The following is a 22519-nucleotide window of genomic DNA, read 5'->3' on the forward strand; positions in this document are numbered from 1 at the left end:
TTGTGTTATTTGTTTGAAATTTGCGACCCTTTGCTGATATTATATAAGTAAATACCTGTAATATTTGTTTTTTTATAATTATTAATGCTATAGTATGGCAAGGAGGTGAAAAAAATAGCAATTATAAAAACTAAAGAAAGCAGCTTAAAAAAACAAAGAAACGAACACTTAAAGATGTCCTTTTGGGGAGTAATTTCATTTATAACTTTAATTATTCTAGGCTTAGTTTTTATTCAGGATTTTTATGTTTTAGCGGTTATTCCTATCATTTTTTCAATTTATCAATTTAATAAAGGTTTGTTTTTAAACCATGGAATTAAAGGTGAAAAAGTCGTCCTTAAAAAGCTGAAGAAGTTATCTGATGATTATATAGTTTACAATGACATAACTATTAAAAACAAAGGGGAACAAGCGCAGATAGATCATTTGGTCATAGGACCAAAAGGTGTTTTTTGTATCGAAACAAAGAATATGAAAGGCGATATTAGCGGTCGAGAAACAGACCATAACTGGGTGCAAAAGAAAACCGGAAAAAGAGGGGGTATATATCACCAAAAATTTTATAACCCTTGTAAACAAAATGGGAGACATGTATATAAGTTAAAAGGTTACTTAAACTCCAATAATTTGTCCCATGTTTGGGTTCAATCAGTAGTTGTATTTACAAAGGGATGGTCTTCAAAACTTGATGTTGAGTCTAACACTCCGGTTCTAAAAGATGGCGACTTGATTAAGTTTATTACTTCCTATAAAAATCAAAAAGGCCAATTATCTTCAAAAATTATCAATGATCTAGAAAACGCTATAGACAAAAATATAGGATTGTTAAAAAGAGCGGCATAATAATCTAAGACCCTAGTTAAAACTGGGGTCTTAGATTATTATGGTGGTCAAAGCTTTTAAATATTTTTAGACCATATATCTGTCGCTTGCATAGGTCTTATACAAGACCTATTTTTTTAAGGGCCTCTGCAATTCCATGGGATAGCACATCTTCAGTCACAAAAGTTGCTTCTTTTTTTAGCTCTTCTTTAGCATTACCCATGGCTACTCCACTTTTTACTAACTGGAACATTTCTATATCGTTAGTTCCATCTCCAAATGCGAAAGTATCTTTAATGTCCAAGTTTAAATGCTGCAAGAGTATTTTAATACCATCAGCTTTTGTGCAATCAGTAAAATAAGCATCATATGAAGATTCTCCTGGATGTCTCATTAAAGTAAATTCACTCCCTAAAACTTGCTGACACTTCTCTAACTGCTCATCTTCTTTTAATATAACCACCATTTTATTAGCTTCTATGTCATCTAAATTCCATCTGTCTGTTATATTATTTTGGGGAACATGAAATGTCTCAAAAAATCTTTTCGCTTCGGGAGAAGTTAATGTAGAAAAGTAAGCCTTTTCTTGCCCCTCTAAAATATAGTCAATATTTTCTCTGTTAAAAAAACTCACCAATTTATGAAGGGTGGGCTTTTTTATCTTTTTGCTATATATAACTTTACCTTCTTTTTGAATTTGGGCGCCATTTGCAGTTATATACCCGTCAAATCCAATGTCTAATAAATATCTTGGCATAAAGGACATGGGTCTTCCCGTAGCTATTATGGCCATGTGTCCTTGTTCCTGAAGCTGACTAATTGCTAACAATGTGGAGCTCAGAGGCTTGCTCATTCCTTTTCCGCAGTCTATCAAAGTTCCATCTACATCGAAAAAAACAATTTTTCTATTCATATGTGTTATCCCCTTTTTTAACAATTGCTTATTATTATCCTAACATACTTTTTAAAAGTTAAGAACTATATTTAATGTTAAACTTAATACTTTATGGGCAAAACTCCAAAAATGTTACCTTTTTTGAAAATTGTTAGTTCACTATCCACACTTATTTACTTATGAAGCAAAATAGCCTTCTCTAAAAAAAAGCAATAATCACTATTGTTCTTTTATTGTGGCACCACCTTATTTTATCCATATCCTATTTATAAGAAAATAAGGGAGTGGTAACAGTGATTTTGAAGGAAGCCAGCTGGATTTTTGCTAACAGAGGTAAATTATGTCCAAGCAGCAGAAAATTTGCCTTAAATAGCTATAGACCAGCTAAGTTTGATAACTGTGTGACATATAAGCCCCATAGAGCTTTTAAGCAACGTTTTAAAACCATTTCAGTGGTAGTGCAAATTGATAACCCCTCTGTCTCTAAACAGTCAATGGATGCCCTAGCTAGAAGTTGCAGCTGTAAAATACAAAAAAAAATGCAGTTCATCCATTGTTTTAGCACCACAGTAAATTCCAAAAAGTTAGAACTATTAGCTAAAAATAAACACATTAAAAAAATATGGTTTGATAGGAAATTTAATGCATATCTTGATAAGTCAGTTTCTGTTGTCGCCTATGATACTCTTCAACAAAAAGGGTTAACTGGTAAAGATGTGGTTATAGCAGTGTTAGATACAGGAATATATCACCACCCCGACTTAAAGGGAAGAATTATTGCTTTTAAAGATATAATAAAAGGAAAAAAAGAGCCTTACGATGATAACGGTCACGGCACTCATGTAGCTGGTGCAGTTGCTTCTAATGGTAGCAAGTCCAATGGCAAGTTTACAGCACCAGCTCCTAGCTCAAATTTAGTGGGAGTAAAGGTGTTAAACAAAGTAGGTGGAGGTAGCTTGTCTGGCGTCTTAGAAGGTATACAATGGTGTATCGAAAATAAAAGAAGGCTCGGAATAAACATTATGAATCTTTCGTTAGGTTCTGAGGCAATTCTGCCGCACTATGAGGATCCTGTTTGTGTGGCTGTAGAAAAAGCTTGGGATGCAGGAATTGTAGTTTGTGCTGCAGCTGGAAACAGTGGCCCCAATTCCAAAACAATAGGTTCCCCTGCAATACATCCCAAAATCATAACTGTAGGTGCACTGGATGGGAATAATTCACAAGTTGCTAGTTATTCCAGTAGAGGCCCTACAATTGATGGAACTTCTAAACCTGATGTCATAGCTCCAGGAACAGTTATATCTCATCGTAGTCCCAATTCAGTTATCGACAAACAAAATAAAAGTGACAGGGTTAAGGATTGGTATTTAACTTTGTCGGGGACCTCTATGGCAACCCCCATATGTTCAGGTTTAGTTGCCCAGATAGTACAGTATGATCCCTCCTTAACTCCTGATGAAATTAAAGAAATAATCGTTGCATCGGCTACTACTGTTAAAAAAGAGGACAAAAATAGTCAAGGCTCAGGAATCATTAACGCAGTAAAACTAAAGGAAAACCTCCATACCTAAAAAGCATGGAGGTTTTCCTTTAGTTTTTGTTATGAAGATGACAGGACACAAACCTTTCTTTTTCTATTTCAAATAACTCTGGGTTCTTCTGATTGCAGATATCCATTCGATGTCTGCATCTTCCATAGAATCTACATCCTTCAGGAGGATTTACAGGACTAGGAACATCACCTTCTAATATTATCATCTCTTGTTCAACATCTATTTTAGGTATCGGGATGGCCGAAAGAAGCGCTTGAGTGTAAGGATGTAACGGGTTTTTAAACATGGAATTATAATCTCCAAGTTCAACAATTTTCCCCAAGTACATTACAGCTATCCGGTCGCTAACGTGCTTTACTACGCTTAAGTCATGGGAAATGAAAAGGTAGGTGAGTCCCATTTCATCTTGAATATCTTCCATCAAGTTAAGGATTTGAGCCTGAATTGATACATCCAAGGAAGAAACCGGCTCATCTTGAACTATAAATTTGGGTTTTAACGCCAAAGCCCTTGCTATACCAACTCTTTGCCTTCTTCCTCCATCTAGTTCATGGGGGTAGGCATTTACTAATCGTTGGGATAGACCAACAGTATCCATCAATTCTTTTACCCTTTCTGCAATTTCATTTTTTTTCTTATATATCTTGTTAATATATAATGGTTCTGAAATAACTTCTTCAACACTCATGCGAGGGTTAAGGGAAGAATATGGATCTTGAAATATAATTTGCATATCCCTACGGGCTTTACGCATTTTCCGTCTATTAAAATCTAAGATATTTTCTCCTTCAAAAAATACCTCACCTTCTGTTGGTGGTATCAACCGCAATAATACCCGACCAGCTGTGGATTTCCCACACCCCGATTCGCCAACAAGCCCTAAGGTTTCACCCTTTTTTATATAAAAATTGATATCATCCACAGCATGTAAGGGACCTTTATTAGTTTTAAAATACTTCTTTAGACCTCTGACTTCGATAATTTTCTCAGACATCTCTATGCACCTCCCATTGACTGGTCTTTATCCTTATACAAGTGACAGTTTACAAAATGTCCATCCTTGACCTCCACTCTATTAGGAAGCTCTTTTAAACAGATAGGCATAACTTTTTGGCATCTGGGATTAAAGGGACAACCGTTAGGTATTTCAGTTGGTTCTGGCATTAGTCCTTTTATTGGTTTTAATCTAGCTTCATCTTCATCTATACTAGGTATTGAGCCAAACAGTCCTTGGGTATATGGATGCAGCGGGTTAGTGTACAATTCCCTTTTAGTAGCATATTCCACTGTATACCCCGTATAAATTATAGCTACTTTATCGCAAATGTTGGCAACTATTCCTAGGTCATGGGTAATCATTATCATAGAGGTTTTAAATTCTTCCTTTAAATTTTTCATCAGCTTTAGCACCTGTGCTTGAATAGTGACATCTAAAGCTGTAGTAGGCTCATCTGCTATTAACAGCTGAGGATTACAGGCTAAGGCTATAGCAATTACAATTCTTTGTCTCATTCCTCCGCTAAATTGGTGTGGATAATCTTTTCCCCTTTCAGCTGGAATACCAACCGTTTCTAACATTGCCTTGGCCTTTTCGCTAGCTTCTTTTTTGCCTACGTTTTGGTGCAATATGATAACTTCAGCTATTTGATCTTCAGTAGTCATAACTGGGTTTAAGGAAGTCATAGGGTCTTGGAATATCATAGATATTTTGTTCCCTCTTATATTGCGCATATCTTCTTCTGATTTTTTTAACAGATTCTCTCCCCTAAAGTTTATCTCTCCATTAACAATCTTACCCGGTGGATTGGGGACAAGTCTCATTATCCCTAGAGCTGTTGTTGTTTTTCCAGCTCCTGTTTCTCCAACTATTCCCAAGGTTTCACCAACACCTATATCAAAGCTCATATTGTCAACAGCTTTTACAATTCCATCATCGGTTTTGTACTCTATGGACAAGTTTTTTATTTTTAATAACTCATTGTTTTTTTTCATTCTTCCTCTCCCTTCCTCAAAAGACTACCCCTTTAATCTAGGGTCTAAAGCATCTCGCAAACCATCTCCTAATAAGTTTAGGCCAAATATCGTTACCATTATTGCTAGTCCTGGGAAAATAGACATATGCCAGCTATCTCTAATGTAGTGACGTGCTTCAGAAAGCATAGCTCCCCACTCCGGCTTTGGCAATTCGATTCCAAGCCCTAAAAAGCTTAGCCCTGCTGCGGAAAGTATAGCTTCTGCTACACCAAGGGTGCCTTGTACAATTATTGGTGCTAAACAATTAGGCAAAATGTGCTTTATTATTATTCTTAGATCATTTGCTCCCACGGCCCTTGCCGCTTCAACAAATTCTTGGTCTCTTAAAGAAAGAACAGATGCTCTAACAATTCGTGCATAGCGAGGAACTGACCCTATACCCACAGCAATCATTACATTAACCAAGCCTGGCCCTAAAGCCGCAGCTATAGCTATAGCTAACAAAATCCCTGGTATGGCTAATAAAATATCCATAAGCCTCATTATAACGTTATCCACATGACCGCTATAATAGCCAGAGATAGCTCCTAACAGTCCGCCTACTACTATAGCAAACCCAACTGCCACAAAGCCAACTTGTATGGAAATTCTACTTCCATAAACAACTCTACTAAATATGCATCGACCAAAGTTGTCTGTGCCAAAAATATGTTCGCGGCTAGGTGGTTGTTGACGATTTTCTAAGTCCTGAGTTCGATAGTGCTGAGGAGCTATAAGAGGGGCAAAAATAGCCGTAAAAATAAGGGCCCCAATAATTATTGCTCCTACTATTGCTGCCTTGTTTTTACTCAAACGCTTCCACACCTCATACCATTGACCCCTCTTTTTTTTAGGCTTACCATTTATATTGGTTTTGCCCTTGTCTGGGTTTATCTGCGTGCTCATATAGTATTTACCTCCTCCATTTATTTATATTGACTCTTAATGCGAGGGTCAATATAAGCATATAAGATGTCTACCAATAAATTGATAATGCAAAAAGTAAAGGCAATAAATAAAACTGCTCCCTGAACTAATGGATAGTCTCTGGTGCTTATAGATGCTATCATTACTCCACCTAAACCGTTAATGCTAAACACTCTTTCTGTTAACACAGCGCCCCCTAATAAATATCCAAACTGTAGACCTACAACGGTCACTATAGGAATCAAAGCATTTTTTAAAGCATGCTTGTAGATTACCACCGATTCCTTTTGCCCTTTAGCTCTAGCGGTTCTAATATAATCTTGCTTAATCACCTCTAGCATACTAGATCGGGTCATCCTTGTTATCATTGCTGCGGAACTTGTCCCGATGGTGATTGCCGGTAATATCATGTGCATAGGCGTGGAGTAGCCGGAAGAAGGTAGCACCCCTAAACCTACTGCAAAAATTAAGATTAACAACAGTCCTTGCCAAAAATTAGGCATAGAAACCCCTATTAACGCAAAAACCATAGCCACGTTATCAAACAGGGAGTATTGTTTGGTAGCGGATATTATTCCCACTGGTATTCCTATAACTACAGCTACTAAAACTCCAGTTGCAGCTAATGTCAGTGTGGTTGGAAATCTGCTTAATATTTCATCTAACACAGGAGCATTGGTGGCATATGACCTGCCAAAATCTTGACGAATTATTATATCAGAAATAAATCTCCAATACTGTAATAAAAAAGGATCATTTAAACCCATTTGAGCCCTTAGCTGTTCTATCTCTCTAGATGTAGCCTGTTCTCCCAAAGTGATAGCCGCTGGACATCCAGGGGTAATATACATCAAAGAAAACACTATAAATGAAACCCCTATTAAGACAGGAATAAGAAGCAGTATTCGTCGGATTATATATCTATACAATTTTTCCTCTCCCCTTCTCAGTTAAATAATAGTATAGGGCCAACGGACCCTATACTATTTAATTTCAATATTCTATTCGTCCTCTTCTACATAAACTGTCCAAAGAGCATGGTGGCCTGCAGGATGATTTACAAAACCTCTTATGTCGCTTCGCAAGCCTGTTCTATCTTCTCCGGTATTTAAGAACAGCCAGGGAGCTTCGTCTCTAATTATTTCTTGCGCTTCCATATAAGCAGCTTCTCTAACATCTGGCTCAGCTGAGCGCCGTGCTTTATCTAGAAGTTCATCAACTCTGTCATTGGCATAAAAAGTTCTATTACCTGCTTCTCCAAACTCTTCAGAGTGGAATAGGGAATATAAACCATAGTCTGGATCTCCTGTAACCGTCACCCAGCCAAGGATAAACATATCATGCTCTCCATCGGCTGTGGCTTCCAAGTACGCTCCAAACTCTAGAACCTCTATATCAATTTCGATTCCAACTTCCAACAGCTGCTCTTCAACTATAGTTGCTATATCCTGCCTTAGTTGATTATCATTCGTCCATAAAGTTGTGCTAAAGCCATCTTCATACCCTGCATCAGCTAACAGTTCCTTTGCTTTTTCTACATCATATCCATAAGGATCTAAGTCCATATTAGCTGCCCATACCTCTGGACCAATTGGACCTGTAGCAACCTCCCCAGATCCTTCCATTACAGCATCTATAATGGATTCTACATCTATCGCATAGTTAATTGCCTGTCTTACCCTAACGTCATCGAAGGGTTCCTTTTCACAGTTAAATCCTAAATAAACTGTAGAAAAGTTAAGATCCCTAAGTAGTGTCAAATTTTCATGTTCTTCTATTCTGTTAATATCTTGAGGTAAGATATCATAAGCTATATGAACTTCCCCGGTTTCTAATTCTATAGTTCTATTTCCATCCTCTTGAATATTTCTAAAGGTAATCATAGGTATATGAGCTGGTTCCCCATGGTAGTCATCAAATCTCACCAGTTCAATCTCATTTCCCATTTCCCAACTGGAAAACTTGTATGGTCCTGTTCCAACTGGATTTCTAAAATAGTCTTCCCCAGCTTCGGTAACCGCTTTTTCGTTTAATATAGAAGTTGCAGTATGAGCTAAATGAGCTAATAGCGGAGCAAATGGCTCACTAGTAGCGATTCTAATAGTGTAGTCATCTATAACCTCAATACCATCTGGATCAATAGCACCAACTATATGGCCAACATGAGCAGACTCTAACGCCCGTAACAAAGTAAATTCTACGTCTGAAGCCTTTAGCTCTTCGCCGTTGTGAAAAAGTACCCCTTCTTTTAATTTAAATTCAAAAGTTAATTCATCGATTTGTTCCCAACTTTCAGCAAGTCCTGGTTGCAACTCCATGTTTTCATCTTGAGTAATTAAAGTTTCATAAATCTGCTTTTTTACTCGAGAGGAAGGCTGGTCATTTGTAGCATGTGGATCTAGCGAATCGGCATCAGATCCTTGTGCAACTACAAGATTGTCAATTTGACCTCCAGCTTCGTCACAACCTATTAACGCTGCTGGCATAACTAACAAAAAGCACAAAAATAAAATCATCTTTTTTTTCACTTTACTTCTCCTCCTTAAAACTTTTTATAAAGTTTTTAGTTGTGCTTGTTACATCTTGCTTTAAAGTTATGCTTATTTTTTTAAAATATGAACAAAAATAGTTAACTGTTATTCAGATAAAGTTTAGGTAAACATATAAGTAGAGTTAAGATTATTTGGCGGCCCTATACCATTTACAGTTAACATAACAGTTAGGTAATGGAATTATAACAACAAGAAAAGCCAAAACTACTTAAACCACCTTATGTCCCCCTTTCATTTGTTATATTTTTCTAACTATTACTTTTCAATTACAATTATTCTACAAATTACGTAATATTCCTGCAATAAAAGTGGGTAAAACTAAGGTTTTTTGAAAAAAAAAGCGAACTAATCGCTTTTTATCTTTTATCAGTAATTGTTTTGTAACATATTTGGTTTTTGTCAACTATAATTTAAGTGTATAAATATTATTTTAATTATTACATTAAAAAGCGTATTTACCTTTTCAATGTAGTTTTTATGCTTTTTTACAAGTTTATTTCTTAACCTTAAGTTTTATGATTTTTTTATTTTTATGCTGTATAATATGTATATATAAAAATTTGGTTACCATACTGCACTGAACATGGAAAGAAAGGGAGTTGTATATGGAAAGTTTTGATTATAAAAACGAAGACACTAAAACCATTCTTATATTAGTTGGTAAAGAGGGAGTAGTTGCCTCAATACTTGCAGCAGCTTTAGGGTTAATATACGGGGTTTTTTTAACCGAGGGGGATTATCTAAATACCATTAACAGAGCTTTATTTATAATGGGAATTATTCTAGCTTTGTATGCGTTTGTTTTTGGGTTTAGAAAAGACAAAGAGAACATTAAAAAGTCCTTTAAAGGAAAAACAACCTTTAAAGAAAGTTATTTAGCAAAGCTAGAAGCAAGACAGGAAAGACTAATCCATTTATATAGAGCCGGTGTGGTTTTTTTTATAGCTATACTGTTTGATCTAGCTAAGTATTATATAGGATGATAATCTAATAGGGAAAATCTCATTAATTAAGCCGCCCCTCACACCATTAGGAACTACTTGTGTACAGTGTTTCGTTATCTTGATGTTAGGCTTTGGTAAAAGATTAATTTAAAAAACCTATCTATTTAAGCTAGTAATCAAAGTAGGTCTATGGGCGAAGCGCTCATAGACCTACTTTGTGTTTCTCCATTTAGATACTTTTCAATTTAGGGAATTCATAAGATATTAGATTCTTTATACATCCTTAATGTTCTTCTTGTCCATTAAAATGGTAAGATTGATTTTAAAGTCCTTAATTAACCGCCAAAACATATAAATTTACTACATGCTGAGACCTAAACCCATTTCCAAAAAAGTTACATACTTGGTCAGTAATAAAATTAGGTCGTGGTAGGCACTTACAGACCTAGCATCACATCTATTTTCAAGTCCGGGTTTAAGACCAAGCAGATAAGCAAATATCGACGTTTTCGTGGCCAATTAAAGTTTTGAACAAGCCCATAACGGATTTCACCGCCAACTTTCGCACATGCTGGGCGCACCCACAAAAAAGTAGGCTGCAAATTGCAGCCTACTTTTTAAGTTCTTCCGCACGGTGACACGATACAAATCTGCCTGGTGCATATTCTCTAAGCTCAGGTGTTTCTTGCTTACAAGCATCTTTTCTGTGTCTACACCTTCCATAGAACCTACATCCTGCAGGGGGATTAACGGGACTTGGTACGTCCCCTTCCAAGATAATCATCTCTTTTTGAGCATTCAATTTTGGAACTGGAATAGCCGACAACAGAGCTTGAGTATAAGGATGGAGAGGATCTTTAAACATAGAACCATAATCAGAAATCTCCACAATTTTACCAAGGTACATAACAGCTATTCTATCACTAACGTGTTTTACAACACTTAAGTCGTGTGATATAAACAGATAAGTCAATCCTAGTTCATCTTGAAGTTCATCCATTAGGTTAAGGATCTGCGCTTGAATTGAAACGTCCAACGCTGATACCGGCTCGTCTTGTACGATAAATTTGGGATTTAAGGATAACGCTCTTGCAATACCTACCCTTTGTCTTCTACCTCCGTCAAGCTCATGAGGGTAAGCATTTATAAGTCTTTGCGAAAGCCCAACTGTGTCCATAAGTTCTTCTACCCTTGCGTCTAAATCTTTTCTGTTTTTATAAACTTTGTTTATAATAAGGGGTTCAGAAATTGTTTCGCTAATGCTCATTCTTGGGTTAAGTGATGAAAACGGGTCTTGAAAAATAATTTGCATATTCTTTCTTGCCGCTCGCATTTGCCTTCTATTAAAATCTAGAATGTTTTTGCCTTCAAAAATAACTTCCCCGTCTGTGGCCTCAAGCAGCCTTAACAAAACTCTACCAGTGGTTGATTTTCCACAACCTGACTCACCAACTAGACCTAAAGTTTCACCCTGTTTAATAGCAAAGCTTACATCATCAACAGCGTGTAGTAATCCTTTAGGTGTTTTAAAGTGTTTTTTAAGATTTTTTACCTCTAAAATATTTTCAGCCATCTAGCTCACCTCCTGTTTACTTATCCTTTTTGTTGTATAAGTGACAATTTACAAAATGCCCTTCTCTTGCTTCTATACGCTTAGGAAGTTCTTTAGAGCAAATAGGCATTGCTTTCGGACATCTCGGGTGGAAAGGACATCCATCTGGCATCTCCGTAGGTTCTGGCATCAGACCTTTTATAGGATTTAATCTTTCTTCGTCATCATCTATACTAGGGATAGAACCAAATAATCCTTGTGTATAAGGGTGTAACGGTTCTGTATAAAGATTCTCTTTTGTGGTATATTCCACAACATATCCAGTATAAATAATTGCTACTTTATCACAAATGTCAGCAACTACACCTAAGTCATGGGTAATTAGAATCATTGATGTTTCAAATTCTTCTTTTAGATTTTTCATAAGCTTCATAACCTGAGCCTGAATTGTTACGTCCAAAGCGGTGGTTGGCTCGTCGGCAATAAGAAGCTTGGGATTACAGGCTAACGCAATGGCGATAACAATCCTCTGCCTCATACCCCCACTAAATTGGTGCGGATAATCCCCGCTTCTTTCTGGAGGAATTCCAACAGTTTCTAGCATTTTTTTTGCTTTTTCGTCGGCTTGTTTATTAGTTACATCTTCGTGTAACTTTATCACCTCTGCTATTTGCTCCCCTGTGGTCATAACTGGGTTTAGCGAAGTCATAGGGTCTTGGAAGATCATCGAAATTTTCTTTCCACGAATTTTCCTCATCTGTTCTTCGCTTTTACCTAAAAGGTTCTCCCCCTCAAAAACTATTTCTCCACTTACGATTTTTCCTGGAGGATTTGGCACAAGACGCATAATACCTAAAGCCGTAGTGGTCTTGCCCGCTCCTGTCTCTCCTACAATACCTAAAGTCTCTCCTACTCCTATTTCAAAAGTCATACTATCAACAGCTTTTACCGTACCGTCTTCAGTTACATATTGAATAGATAGGTCATTAACTTTCAATAGTTCTTTAGATTTAGCCATTTTTTGTTCCACTCCTTTCCCCAAAATTTATCCTTTTAACCTAGGATCTAGAGCATCTCTTAATCCGTCACCTAGTAAGTTAAGTCCGAATATAGTTATCATAATAGCAAGTCCAGGGAACACAGACATATGCCAGTCAGTTCTAATATAGTCTTGGGCTTCAGATAGCATAGCACCCCATTCTGGTCTTGGAAGCTCGATACCTAGTCCTATAAAACTTAGACCAGCTGCAGATAGAATTGCCTCTGCTACACCAAGGGTACCTTGAACAATGATTGGAGCCATACAGTTTGGCAGAATATATTTAACAATTATTCTAAGATCATTGGCTCCTGTGGCTCTAGCCGCCTCTACAAACTCTTGGTCTCTAATTGAAAGAACAGAAGCTCTTACAATCCTTGCGTAACGAGGCACAGAACCAATACCTACAGCGATCATAACATTTACCAGTCCTGGTCCAAGAGCAGCTGCAATTGCAATAGCAAGTAATATACCTGGTATAGCCATAAAAACGTCCATTATCCTCATAATCACATTATCTATTTTGCCACTATAATATCCAGCTATAGCTCCTAGCATACCACCTACTACCATGGCTACACCAACAGCTACAAAACCTACTTGAATAGAAATCCTGGATCCGTACACAACCCTACTAAAGACATCACGGCCAAAGTGATCTGTGCCAAATATATGATCTGCGCTGGGTCCTTGTCTTCTCACTTCTGGGTTTTGATCGTCATAGTGATAAGGAGCAATATATGGTGCAAATATAGCGGTAAAAACAAGAACTCCTATTATAATCATTCCCACTATCGCCGCTTTATTTTTTCTTAAACGTTTCCAAACCTCACCCCATTGGCTTCTTTTTTTTGCTTTTGGTTTTGCCTTTACTTCCGTCTCTGATTGAGGTTCCTTAATTTCTGGTTTTTGTGCCATTTGATTTATACCTCCTTTTCAACATTACTTATATTGAGCTTTAATTCTCGGATCGATAAACGCATATAAAATATCTACAAACAGGTTAATCAAACTAAAGGTTAGTGCAATAAATAGCACTCCACCCTGAACCATAGGGAAGTCACGCATGTTTATAGAATCTACCATCAATCTTCCTACACCATTTATAGAAAATACTGTCTCTGTTAGCACAGCTCCCCCTAAAAGGTAACCAAACTGAAGTCCCACAACTGTTACTACAGGGATAAGTGCATTTTTTAACGCGTGTCTATATATTACTACAGATTCTTTTTGTCCTTTAGCTCTTGCTGTTCTAATATAGTCCTGTTTTATAACCTCAAGCATACTTGATCTTGTCATACGGGTAATCATAGCTGCCGAACTTGTCCCTAAAGCTAAAGCTGGTAGCACCATGTGCATAGGACTTGAAAATCCTGATGGCGGAAACATGCCAAGATGCACAGAAAAAATTAAAATCAACAGCATACCTTGCCAGAAGTTTGGCATAGATACACCTAGCAACGCAAAAACCATGGCTACGTTATCAAATAAGGAATACTGCTTTGTAGCAGATATGATACCCACTGGTATCCCGATTGCTACAGCCACTAAAACACCTAAGGCTGCCAGCGTTAAAGTGTTGGGAAATCGGCTTAAAATCGCCTCCAACACTGGGGTATTAGTTTGATACGATCTGCCAAAGTCCTGTTCAAAAACTATACCTGTAACAAACCTTCCGTACTGAACTATAAAGGGATCATTTAACCCCATCTGTTCTTCAAGTTGTTCAATTTCTCTTTGTGTTGCCTGTTCACCTAATACTATTGCAGCTGGATTTCCTGGCGTTATATACATTAAGGTAAACACAATAAAAGAAACACCTAAAAGCACTGGCAACAGCATCAAAAGTCTTCTTCCAATATATTTAAGCATTTATAGTCCTCCCTTCCCGGTTTAGAAAACTGTAGGGCCATTTTGCAATGACCCTACAAAATATGACTATTATCTTAAAAAGTTTATAGTGTTTTTATTACTCAGCTACACGAACGTCCCATAGTGGATGATGTCCACCAGGATGGTTGATAAATCCTTCAAGACCAGCGTTAACACCTGTTCTGTCTTCACCAGTGTTTAGGAACAACCAAGGAGCTTCATCTCTGATAATTTCTTGGGCTTCTGCATAAGCTTCTTGTCTTACGTCTTCATCTACTGTAGTTCTACCTATTTCTAGTAGCTCGTCCACTCTATCGTTGCTATAGAATGTTCTGTTACCAGCAGCTCCATGCTCTTCTGAGTGGAATACTGAGTATAAACCGTAATCTGGGTCACCAGTTACTGTTACCCAGCCAAGCAGGAACATATCATGATTACCTGCTGCTGTTTCATCAAGGTATGCACCGAATTCCATAGTTTCAATTTCAGCGTCAATACCAATTTGCTCTAACTGGTTTCTAACCATAACCGCGATATCTCTTCTAATTCTGTTGTCATTTGTCCAAATAGTTGTGCTAAATCCGTCTTCATAACCAGCTTCTGCCAATAGTTCTTTAGCTTTTTCAACATCATGACCATATGGATCTAAGTCTTCATTAGCTCCCCATACTTGTGGTCCTATAGGTCCGGTTGCAATCTCTCCAGAACCTTCCATAACTGAGTCGATAATTGAGTCTACGTCAATTGCATAGTTGATAGCTTGACGTACTTTAACATTGTCAAACGGCTCTTTTAAAAGGTTAAAACCTAGATAAGTTGTTGAAAAGTTAGGATCCACTACTAAATCAACATTGGGATCAGCTTCTAATCTGTCGATGTCAGTAGGAACGATGTCATAAGCGATGTGGATATCGCCAGTTTCTAGCTCAATTGTTCTGTTGCTGTCTTGAGCAATGTTTCTAAAGGTAATGCGTGGAATGTGTCCACCTTCTCCGCGATAGTCATCGAATTTCACAAGCTCAATTCTATCCCCTTGGTCCCAGCTATCGAACATATATGGCCCTGTACCTACAGGGTTTCTAAAGTAGTCGTCACCATGTTCTTCTACCGCTTTTTGGTTAAGGATTGAAGAAGCTGGATGAGCCAAGTGAGCTAAAATTGGTGCAAAAGGCTCTTTTGTAGCAAATCTGATGGTATAGTCATCAATTACTTCAATGCTTTCAGCATCAATTGCTCCAACGATGTGACCAACGTGAGCAGAATCTAGCGCTCTCAATAGAGTAAACTCAACATCGCTAGCTTTAAGCTCCTCTCCGTTGTGGAACATAACACCTTCTTCAAGAACAAACTCAAAAGTTAGGTCGTCAATTTGCTCCCATTCTTTAGCTAGACCTGGTTGCAATTCCATGTTTTCATCTTGAGTTATAAGAGTTTCATAAATCTGTTTTTTAACTCTTGAAGATGGTTGGTCGTTTGTAGCATGTGGGTCAAGTGAATCCGCATCTGAACCTTGAGCTACTACCAGGTTGTCCAAGTCGCCAAGCTGTCCTTCTCCACCACAGCCAACTAAGGCTACAGATAAAACTAGCACTAGACTTAACAATAAAGCTATTTTCTTCATTCTCATTTCCCCCTAACAAAATTTTGATTATTTTCTTCCATCATAACAATGGAAACTTTAGACGAAATTATCAGGAAATTATTCCTTTGTGGATTAATTGTAGCATAGACTGATACTTTTAAAAGGTTTTTAACCTATTTATCATTTACAATTCATTATTTTGTAACATAGGTGCGACCAAGGTAATGTTGTTGTATTTCTTGCAAAAATTTGCACTTGTGCAATAACGTGTGCAGTTCCTTCACTTTCTGTGTTTTTCAAATTCAATTTTCTAGTTCATAATTAAATTAATGTCTTATTGTTCCATTTTGGGCGATTTCAATTACACAGGTATAACAAAGTTGTTAAGTAGACCAAAGAAAGCGTAACCATTAATTGAAATGGTTACGCTTTCTTTAAGTTAAATTGTCATAATCCTTTAATGATATTCGTTAGATTTGTCCCCTTTTGTTTTACTTTCTTTTGTAAATGGCGGGGTTACTGTAGGTAAAGTGTTTGAATTTACATTAGTAATATTGGAAATAAGTAATGAAGTTTGATGTGTAGCGGGAGCTAAAAGTTGCACCTTTCTATTTTCAACTTCAACTTCCAGTTGTTCTTTTATGCTTTCACTTTGATCAGACAACTTATTGAGAGCATAAAAAACGCTGATAGATACTTCTATTGTGTATATTCCCGCTGGCATGAAATATTTTTTGCGAACAAATTCTATCTCTACCCCATTCTTACCTAAACTTTTCCACTTATAATTATCGTTAATTTGAGGAACTAATCTAGTTTTTCCTTCCTTTATTTCCATGGCTAAGTTCTTTTCTAAACCTACATCATTATATTGTACTTTATTTAGTTTTACTTTAAAGCTTTTTTCGTTAATTAAGTGTTTAATAGGCATACACTCCCCTGGTTTTTTAAAGATTTTTTTAAGCTACATTTAACATGCCTATACTTTAGGCAGTAATACCACTTAAACTTTAGAGATAGATAATTTAGAGAAACAATATTTTTCATTACTCCTTTTTAAATTCTATTTGTCTAGTAATTTATCTATATTCTTTACTTAACCTTGCACTGATTTTTTCTGATTCTATTTCCTCGATTTCTATATATAAGTCAAAAATTATAACTGCCAATCCTGCTGTTATCATTGTAATAGTTATACCCGTAAATAATGGAGTATAAGTACCTAATATAAGCTGAAATAGCCCCGTTAAAATAAATACTATTCCACCAGCAATTTTAGTTTTACCCCAAATCTGACCGCTAAAGTAATAATTTAGCATTATAAAAAACAGTCCCAAAAAAAATCCCATAGCTGATATAATCAGATCACTGATAATCGTAGCCATACAACACCCTCCTTACCCATATGGTCCTGAACACACAGGACTCAATTTTAAAATTATAACCCTATTCTTCTATAAACCATTAGTTATGTTTCAACCCTTTGCTTCAACTTTGCCAGGGTTATGGTATTGATTAAAACAGCAGTTATTCCTACTAAAATATAAGAAATAGATATATAACTAAACAAACTTTGGCTCATCCCTGAAAACACTGAAAAGAATCCTACTCCTACAAAAACTACTCCCCCTAAATAGGCTGCTGTTACACGCAACTTCCCATTAAATTCTACTGCTAGTAATATCAAAAACAAACCTACGAAAAATCCCATAGCTAAAATTAAAAAGTCTATTATTATGCTATTCAAAAAAACTCCTCCTAATGAAAGTTATTCTACTTTAAGTACTTATCAAACCATTGAGTAATTTCTGTTAGCCTTTTTACCCGCTGTTGTGGTCTTCCACCTCTACTGAGCTCATGGTTTTCACCTTTAAACAGGCATAGTCTTGATTCCACTCCATGATACTTTAAGGCGGTAAACATTTGCAAGGCTTCAGGGGTCCAACAGCGATAGTCCTCATCAGAGTGGATAAACAGGGTAGGAGTGTTAACCTTGTTAGCATATTTCAAGGGAGAGTGGAACCATACTTTTTCAATATTGTCCCAAGGAGTTGCAGCCATTTGATCCTCTTCAAAAAAGTACCCTATATCTGTTGTATACCCCATGGAAATCCAGTTTGAGATGCTACGCTGTGACACAGCCGCTTTGAACCTATCAGTATGCCCTATTATCCAATTGGTCATAAACCCTCCATAAGAACCTCCTGTCACTCCAACCCTTTCTTTATCTATTCCGTCATATTTTTTGAAGACTACATCGGTAAAAGCCATTAAGTCATCAAAGTCAATGGTTCCATATTTACCTCTTATATCGGCAAAGCTATTGCCCTTGCCATCACTACCCCGTGGATTGCAAAAAAACACATAATAACCCTGCCCTGCCCAATACTGCATCTCATGATAAAACACTTCTCCATAAACAGTCTTTGGACCTCCATGGATATTTAATATAGCAGGGTATTTTTTATCTTTTTCGATATTTGTAGGTTTCATAACCCATCCATCTACTGCTTTCCCCGCTGGTGTTTTTACAGTCAAAGGTTCTAGACTAGAGATTTTTCTTTCTTTTTGCACCCAATCATTAAAGCTGGTTATTTGTTTTTCTTTATCCTTCTGCAATAGATAGAGCTCTTGAAGCTTTAGTTTCCTTAGCCCCGAAAAGATGATTTTTCCTCCCTTTACATCATAGCTATCCACCGATCCCTTTTCTCTAGTTATCTTTTGGATCTTACCTGTTACATCTATACGATTAATATATGAGCTATCATCTTCTGTAGTTATAAAGTATAAATGTTCTCCATCCAACTTTACTTGTTCTCCGCCGCCCCTTCTACAATCAGAACCCACAGAGTTCCATGTACTGCAATCAAAATCTGGGGTTAAAAGCTGCTTTTTGCCGCTATCAGCTTCCATCAAGTAGAATCTGCTATTTTCGTTAATGCCATATCTTTTCATGTCACTACCTAGGCATAGCAACTTATTATTTTGAATAAAGTGGGCATCAGCATAAGTAAATTCTTTCTCTGGCGATATTCTCTTTAAGGATAAGCTCTGGGTATTTAAGATATAAATTGTGTTTGTCATTTCCATTTTACTTTCAAAAAAACTGCCTATAACTATAGCTTTACTTTTGTCGTTGTTAAATCTAACTTTTTCCACCTGCATTTTTTCTTTTGTTATTGGTTCCCATTGTCCAGTGGCTATGTTGTAAGAAAATAGCCTATTTCTATTACCATTTGTAAAACCCTCTCCATTAAACCAATAAGGGATTTCATCTATAACTTGATAATCCCGCTCTTTTTTTCTTCTTTTTAGCTCCTTTTCTTTTTCCTCACCTTGCAAGGAGCCTAAAACAGGAAAATTACTATTTATATTAGCAGTAAATAAGAACTGATTATTATTAACTTCCTTTATACTAGTTACTGAAAAAGGTAGCCGAAACGCTTCTTGGGCCTCTCCACCGTAAATACCTATCCTGTAAAAGACCGTTAACTCTTCTCCTTCTTTTTGCTTTTTCTTATCCTTTTCATCTCTTAGACCAGCAAAAAGAACATGCTCACTGTCATCCAACCAAATAAAGCTTCCTTCTTTATCAAAGGTTGTAAGTTGAAAACAGCTGTTATCTTCCACTTTATAAACCCATAAATTAGATTTATAGCTATTATCCTCTACATTTCCTTGGTGCACTACAAAACAAGCATACTTTCCATTAGGGCTAAATTGAACATCAGATAAAAGCTTAAACTTAGCAAAATCATCGATTTGTATATTTTTCAATTTTTCCGCCTCCTTTTTCTTACTAGTCAATTAGCCATTGAATGTATAAAACCCTTTTATTTTTAATTAATTTTTATAAATAAAGTATTTATCAGGCTCATAGCAGTTGTATTGTATAAAAAAGCTGTCTCAAAACAAGATCAGTTCTCCTGTTTTAAGACAGCCCTACATTTTATTTTTTTCTATACTTTTTATTTATACTTTTTTTGTTTTTAGACTTTTTCTTGCTAAGTCTTTTAATACTGCTTTTTGTTTTATTTTTTTTGCTCTTACTTTGAGGTGATATTAAAGACGGTTTCTCCGCTATAAAGTCTCCTCGATTGGTAAAAGCCTTAACTTTTGGCAAAGTCAACTTTATACTTTTTTCTATATACTCCAGTCTTTTCTTGTCTTTCGGTGTGACAAAAGTAACTACAGTCCCCTGCTCTCCCATTCTACCTGTCCTACCCATTCTATGTATATACCATTGAGAGTTTTGCGGAACATCATAGTTAAATATATGGGTAACTCCCTCAATATCAAGTCCCCGAGCAGCTAAATCAGTAGCTATTAGAAACTGAGTTTTTAAGTCTCTGAAATTTTTCATCACTTTTTTTCTCTTAGATTGATTCAACTCCCCATGAAGTTCCTCAGAGTTATAACCTCTTTTGCTAAGCAGTATGTTTAATTCTATAGCCCTTTGTTTTGAATGACAAAACACTATACCCATAAAAGGGTGGTTGTCGTCTATATATTTACATAAAGCATCTACTTTTTTAGTTTCCGATGTTAACACAACTAATTGCTTTATTTCCTCTAAAGTTACTTTATCCCCTTTTATTTTTATTTCTTTAGGGTTAGCCATATGTTTTGACACTAATGCTCTTATTTGGCCTGGCATAGTGGCAGAAAAAAGCATAGTTTGCCGACGTTTTTGTGGCATTTGTTTAAGTATAGCCTCCACTTCCTGCATAAAGCCCATATGAAACATTTGATCAGCTTCGTCAAGTACAAGCATAGACATTTTTCCAAAGTTAACTTGTTTTCTAGTTATGTAATCCAACATTCTACCAGGAGTGCCTATTAGCAGTTGGGCACCCCTTTTTATTTTTTTAAGCTGCCTTTCTGTATCCTGCCCCCCATAGGCAGAAGCAATGTTTATGTCTTTACCTTTAGCTAATAACCTAGCTTCATCAATTAACTGAGTAACTAGCTCTCTAGTTGGAGCTATAACAACAGCTTGTATATGCGGGTCTTCTTTATCTATTTTCTCAAATAACGGCAAAAGGAAGGCAAGGGTCTTACCAGTGCCTGTTTGTGCTTGTCCCACTACATCTCTATTTTGCAAAATAAGCGGTATCGCCTTTGCCTGTATTGGTGTCGGCGTTGTTATTCTCCTTTTTTCTAATGCTTCTATAAGGTTTTTATTTAGTTTGTAGTTTTTAAAATTCATACTATCCCCTCTTTATCATAAAAAAATATATTGTTTTCTTTTAAGTATTATCTGCTTCATATAGCTGTTATATTCTATCACATCGGTGGGTAAAAATGCCAGTAAAATTTTAAATAGATAAGAATAAAGAAGGGATATTAGTTCTATCCTTATTCTAGCTTAAAATTATTGATGGCAAGTTGCACTTCATTAGCTAGCTTAGACAGCGTTTCACTTGCGCTTGCTATTTCCTCCATAGAAGCTGACTGCTGCTCAGACGCTGTTGCCACCTCTTTTGTGTTAGCAGAATTTTGCTCTGAAACTATTGCAAGGTTATCTATAGCAGATATTACTTCTTCTTTTTGATCAGTCATTTCTTGGCTATTATCATATATATTCTCGATTGAATCTCTCATATCATCAATAGCAACTGATATCCCATCAAATTTTTCCTTAGTATTACTTAAGCTTTCTCTTTGGCTTTTTGCTAACCCAGATGTTTGCTCTATTGTTTCAACCGCGGTTTTAGTTAGATTAGTTAGATTCTCTATGACATTTATTATTTCTTCTGCAGATTTATTAGATTGCTCTGAAAGTTTACGAATTTCCTCCGCTACAACTGAAAACCCTTTTCCCGCTTCTCCCGCTCTTGCTGCCTCTATTGCAGCATTTAATGCTAAAAGATTTGTTTGAGCAGAAATATCTTTAATTATTTCCGTAGCAACTTCAATTTGCTCCGCACTATTATTAGTATTTGAAACTAATTCACTTACCCTTTCTGTAGCATCATTACTCTCATTTGTTTTTTCTATTAAATAATTTAAAGATTTATATCCCTCTTCTTTAAGTTTATTCATATCTTTAGTTGAACTATGCAACTCTTTTAAGCTTGTAACATTATCATCAATCAATTTCCCTAAATCATTACTGTTTTTAGCCCCTTTTTCAGTACTTTCGGCTTGAGTTTGCGATCCAGTCGCTATCTCTTCTATGCTGCTAGTTATTTCCTCAGATGCAGAGGTTGATTGCTGACTTATAGCGCTTAATTCCTCAGATGAAGAGGAGACCTGCTCTAATGCTTCGGATACGTTTTTTACTGTTGCCGATGTCACATCCAGAAAATTATTAATATAAATGGCTAACCTTCCCACTTCATCATGGGTCCTTACATCTATCCTTTTATTCAAATCCAAATCCTTAGCTACATTTTCTATCTTTTTCAAGGGTTTTAGTATAATTATATCTATTTGAAATAAAAGCATAAAAGTAACTACAATAATATTGATTATAGTGGTTAGATATGAAGCCTCTATGTCGATACTTAAAAAATTACTTAAAAATCTTATAATAAGTTCAGATACAAACGGACTTAATAGTAGTGCAAAAACAATACTCATAACAATTTTTAATTTAATACCTATCTTTATAGAACTATTAAAGTTATCCAAAGCACGTACAGTTTTACCTCTAAACCCTCCATTTTCCATGGTTTACGTCCTCCTCTTTTGGTTATGGTTATAGCCTCGCTACTATTCCGTCTAGAACCCCCTTTTTTAAGGTAAATTTATATACAATTCCCT

General features: G+C 36.3%; 20 protein-coding genes. 3 read left to right on the plus strand and 17 right to left on the minus strand.

What is annotated here, in order from left to right; translation table 11 throughout:
• Nucleotides 1-105 precede the first annotated feature (105 nt).
• Nucleotides 106-843: a nuclease-related domain-containing protein gene (locus PRVXT_RS13940; RefSeq protein ID WP_350343466.1), complete on the plus strand. Its 738-nt coding sequence runs from the start codon at nt 106-108 to the stop codon at nt 841-843.
• A gap of 97 nt (nt 844-940) precedes the next feature.
• Here the strand turns inward: PRVXT_RS13940 and PRVXT_RS13945 are convergent, their stop codons facing one another.
• A complete protein-coding gene (locus PRVXT_RS13945; protein WP_350343467.1) occupies nt 941-1735 on the minus strand; it encodes an HAD family hydrolase in 795 nt (264 codons plus the stop codon).
• A gap of 275 nt (nt 1736-2010) precedes the next feature.
• Between PRVXT_RS13945 and PRVXT_RS13950 the strand changes: the two genes are divergently transcribed.
• The gene (locus PRVXT_RS13950; protein ID WP_350343468.1) at nt 2011-3288 is read left to right on the plus strand and encodes a S8 family peptidase; all 1278 of its coding nucleotides are present in this window, start codon (nt 2011-2013) and stop codon (nt 3286-3288) included.
• A gap of 19 nt (nt 3289-3307) precedes the next feature.
• Here PRVXT_RS13950 and PRVXT_RS13955 read toward each other — a convergent pair whose 3' ends face one another.
• The 5 genes from PRVXT_RS13955 to PRVXT_RS13975 all read right to left on the minus strand — a co-directional run bounded on the left by PRVXT_RS13955 (nt 3308) and on the right by PRVXT_RS13975 (nt 8738).
• Nucleotides 3308-4264 (minus strand): ABC transporter ATP-binding protein, encoded by a 957-nt coding sequence (locus PRVXT_RS13955; protein WP_350343469.1) that lies wholly within the window; start codon nt 4262-4264, stop codon nt 3308-3310.
• A 2-nt stretch (nt 4265-4266) separates the two neighbouring features.
• Nucleotides 4267-5262: an ABC transporter ATP-binding protein gene (locus tag PRVXT_RS13960; protein WP_350343470.1), complete on the minus strand. Its 996-nt coding sequence runs from the start codon at nt 5260-5262 to the stop codon at nt 4267-4269.
• Between the two features lie 24 nt (nt 5263-5286).
• Nucleotides 5287-6189, minus strand: coding sequence for an ABC transporter permease (locus PRVXT_RS13965; RefSeq protein WP_350343471.1), 903 nt, complete (start codon nt 6187-6189; stop codon nt 5287-5289).
• A 20-nt stretch (nt 6190-6209) separates the two neighbouring features.
• The gene (gene nikB / locus PRVXT_RS13970; RefSeq protein ID WP_350343472.1) at nt 6210-7139 is read right to left on the minus strand and encodes a nickel ABC transporter permease; all 930 of its coding nucleotides are present in this window, start codon (nt 7137-7139) and stop codon (nt 6210-6212) included.
• A 72-nt stretch (nt 7140-7211) separates the two neighbouring features.
• On the minus strand, nt 7212-8738 hold the full coding sequence (locus tag PRVXT_RS13975; protein WP_350343473.1) for a glutathione ABC transporter substrate-binding protein: 1527 nt from the start codon (nt 8736-8738) through the stop codon (nt 7212-7214).
• Nucleotides 8739-9367: 629 nt separating this feature from the next.
• Here PRVXT_RS13975 and PRVXT_RS13980 point away from each other — a divergent pair.
• Nucleotides 9368-9745: a hypothetical protein gene (locus tag PRVXT_RS13980; RefSeq protein WP_350343474.1), complete on the plus strand. Its 378-nt coding sequence runs from the start codon at nt 9368-9370 to the stop codon at nt 9743-9745.
• A 571-nt stretch (nt 9746-10316) separates the two neighbouring features.
• On the opposite strand, the gene PRVXT_RS13985 is transcribed toward PRVXT_RS13980, so the two are convergent.
• The 11 genes from PRVXT_RS13985 to PRVXT_RS14035 all read right to left on the minus strand — a co-directional run bounded on the left by PRVXT_RS13985 (nt 10317) and on the right by PRVXT_RS14035 (nt 22426).
• Nucleotides 10317-11279: an ABC transporter ATP-binding protein gene (locus tag PRVXT_RS13985; RefSeq protein ID WP_350343475.1), complete on the minus strand. Its 963-nt coding sequence runs from the start codon at nt 11277-11279 to the stop codon at nt 10317-10319.
• 16 nt (nt 11280-11295) lie between these two features.
• The gene (locus tag PRVXT_RS13990) at nt 11296-12276 is read right to left on the minus strand and encodes an ABC transporter ATP-binding protein (RefSeq protein ID WP_350343476.1); all 981 of its coding nucleotides are present in this window, start codon (nt 12274-12276) and stop codon (nt 11296-11298) included.
• A gap of 27 nt (nt 12277-12303) precedes the next feature.
• Nucleotides 12304-13215, minus strand: coding sequence for an ABC transporter permease (locus PRVXT_RS13995; RefSeq protein WP_350343477.1), 912 nt, complete (start codon nt 13213-13215; stop codon nt 12304-12306).
• Nucleotides 13216-13239: 24 nt separating this feature from the next.
• Nucleotides 13240-14169, minus strand: coding sequence for a nickel ABC transporter permease (gene nikB / locus PRVXT_RS14000; RefSeq protein WP_350343478.1), 930 nt, complete (start codon nt 14167-14169; stop codon nt 13240-13242).
• Between the two features lie 97 nt (nt 14170-14266).
• The gene (locus PRVXT_RS14005; RefSeq protein WP_350343479.1) at nt 14267-15790 is read right to left on the minus strand and encodes a glutathione ABC transporter substrate-binding protein; all 1524 of its coding nucleotides are present in this window, start codon (nt 15788-15790) and stop codon (nt 14267-14269) included.
• Nucleotides 15791-16208: 418 nt separating this feature from the next.
• Nucleotides 16209-16682 carry a hypothetical protein gene (locus PRVXT_RS14010; RefSeq protein ID WP_350343480.1) on the minus strand — a complete coding sequence of 158 codons (474 nt, stop codon included), beginning with the start codon at nt 16680-16682 and terminating at the stop codon, nt 16209-16211.
• A 148-nt stretch (nt 16683-16830) separates the two neighbouring features.
• Nucleotides 16831-17136, minus strand: coding sequence for a hypothetical protein (locus PRVXT_RS14015; RefSeq protein WP_350343481.1), 306 nt, complete (start codon nt 17134-17136; stop codon nt 16831-16833).
• A gap of 83 nt (nt 17137-17219) precedes the next feature.
• The gene (locus tag PRVXT_RS14020) at nt 17220-17498 is read right to left on the minus strand and encodes a hypothetical protein (RefSeq protein ID WP_350343482.1); all 279 of its coding nucleotides are present in this window, start codon (nt 17496-17498) and stop codon (nt 17220-17222) included.
• A 26-nt stretch (nt 17499-17524) separates the two neighbouring features.
• Nucleotides 17525-19528, minus strand: coding sequence for a S9 family peptidase (locus PRVXT_RS14025; protein WP_350343483.1), 2004 nt, complete (start codon nt 19526-19528; stop codon nt 17525-17527).
• A gap of 172 nt (nt 19529-19700) precedes the next feature.
• Nucleotides 19701-20960 carry a DEAD/DEAH box helicase gene (locus tag PRVXT_RS14030; RefSeq protein ID WP_350343484.1) on the minus strand — a complete coding sequence of 420 codons (1260 nt, stop codon included), beginning with the start codon at nt 20958-20960 and terminating at the stop codon, nt 19701-19703.
• 149 nt (nt 20961-21109) lie between these two features.
• A complete protein-coding gene (locus PRVXT_RS14035) occupies nt 21110-22426 on the minus strand; it encodes a methyl-accepting chemotaxis protein (RefSeq protein WP_350343485.1) in 1317 nt (438 codons plus the stop codon).
• Nucleotides 22427-22519: the final 93 nt, after the last annotated feature.

It is taken from the genome of Proteinivorax tanatarense (assembly GCF_040267685.1).
GTDB lineage: Bacteria > Bacillota > Proteinivoracia > Proteinivoracales > Proteinivoracaceae > Proteinivorax > Proteinivorax tanatarense.